Origin of the sequence: Thermoanaerobaculum aquaticum (assembly GCF_000687145.1) — a bacterium.
GTDB classification, from domain to species: Bacteria; Acidobacteriota; Thermoanaerobaculia; order Thermoanaerobaculales; family Thermoanaerobaculaceae; genus Thermoanaerobaculum; species Thermoanaerobaculum aquaticum.
This window is the reverse complement of record NZ_JMFG01000044.1, coordinates 1-1,479: the sequence shown is the minus strand read 5'-3', so window position 1 is coordinate 1,479 and position 1,479 is coordinate 1. Positions and strand designations below refer to the sequence as shown.

The 1,479-nt window shown below is 56.8% G+C and carries 1 protein-coding gene; it reads right to left on the bottom strand.

Translation table 11 applies throughout. The features are described from left to right. Window positions 1–321 precede the first annotated feature (321 nt). Window positions 322–1,239: an RHS repeat-associated core domain-containing protein gene (locus tag EG19_RS11855; protein ID WP_161685617.1), complete on the bottom strand. Its 918-nt coding sequence runs from the start codon at window positions 1,237–1,239 to the stop codon at window positions 322–324. Between the last annotated feature and the right edge of the window lie 240 nt (window positions 1,240–1,479).

Here is a 1,479-nt window from a genome sequence, read left to right as displayed (position 1 = left end):
CAATGGCACCCTGGCCTCACGCCTTTACGTGAGCGCCCAATAACGCGAGGACTCCGAGCAAAACAAGAAGCCTCGAGACCGTCGCCACGGAGTCTAAAGCCATTATCACCCGGTCGTTAAGGCTTTCAAGCGCCTCGGGGTCGCTACGAAACTTATGAAACTTCTTCTGAGCTCTGGTTAACATCAACGACCACACACGGGGTCGTCCAAGTCTCTCCCAGACAACAGGGTGCCGATCCCGAATGCGTAGAAATATCATTTCTTCTGCCACAACCCAAAAAGCGCCGAATACAAGGGTCACAGTCATTCCTAGTACTTCCATCAGTTCCCCCATTGCCTGCTCCCCAAAGGACGAACGTAAATGGGGACAACTCCTGCAACCCCACCGCCCGCTCCTACGATTATCTCGAAGCGACCACGGTATTTATCCTCGAGAAGAATGGTCGCCTCACCACCATAGCCACGGCCCCCCAGAACCGAAAAGCCGCCTGCGGTTTGTTTCCCAAAGCCCTCATTCTCCAGATAGAAGAATGCACCGCCAGCAATGGCAGCACCCATGCCCGTCTGCACCGACGCCTCTAATCTGATTGTTGTCCAAGGCTCCCAGGAAGCCTCAGTAACAAGAAGCAGAGGAACTGGTTTTCCAAAAATAGGAAACGCAAACGTGACCTTCACTCCCCCACCAAACACAAGTTCGGGCGCTCTTTCCGGAGTCGAAAGACTCTCGGCGCTCCTGGCCACCTCCTCCGGCCGAGCCGCCCGCATGTTCGGGGATGTGGGTGTTGGGAAAAGCGCCGGGGTTTGAGAGAGCGGACGGTTCCAACCAAGGATCATTCGCCATTGCATCTCTTTTACAGATTGCCAAGCTTCGCACGATATGTTTTTAGGGGCGAAAGGACAAGGATCCCCACCCGCAGACACCTCCACCGTTTCCGAGTAATTGATTTTCAGCGGCTCGGCCTCTGCCAAACCCCACGGATCCACGAAATTGACTGGGTTCCCACCCACGTACGCGAAAAGATTGAAGCTCTGCGGAGAAAAGACATCCCCACGCACGGGATCAGGCGAGAGAAACCTCGCCACCTGCGGGAAGTACCAGCGAGCATGCAAGAAGTACAAATCATCGGTGTACGTGCTGGAGGTGTTTTGGTGCTCCAACTCGTACCCCGAAAACCAGCTCCCCTGCAGGCCCGTCGTGGCCGCAGGAAGACCAAAGGGGTAAAAGTCGTTGCTCGCCACTACGTTCCCCAAACTGTCAGTGACCTTCCGAGGACTGCCCAAGTGATCCGAATGCACGTATTGCACCCCAGAAGCATACACCGACGCCACCTGCTCCCGCCCCACCCACACATCATCCCGACTCCAGCTCCAGCTCCCGGTGCTCGTGCGGAGGTACACACGCAACGGGTTGCCCCCAAGCTCCCGCAACCACACCGCCACCGTCCCACCCAAGTGGTTGCGCACCGCAATCCGCTCCCC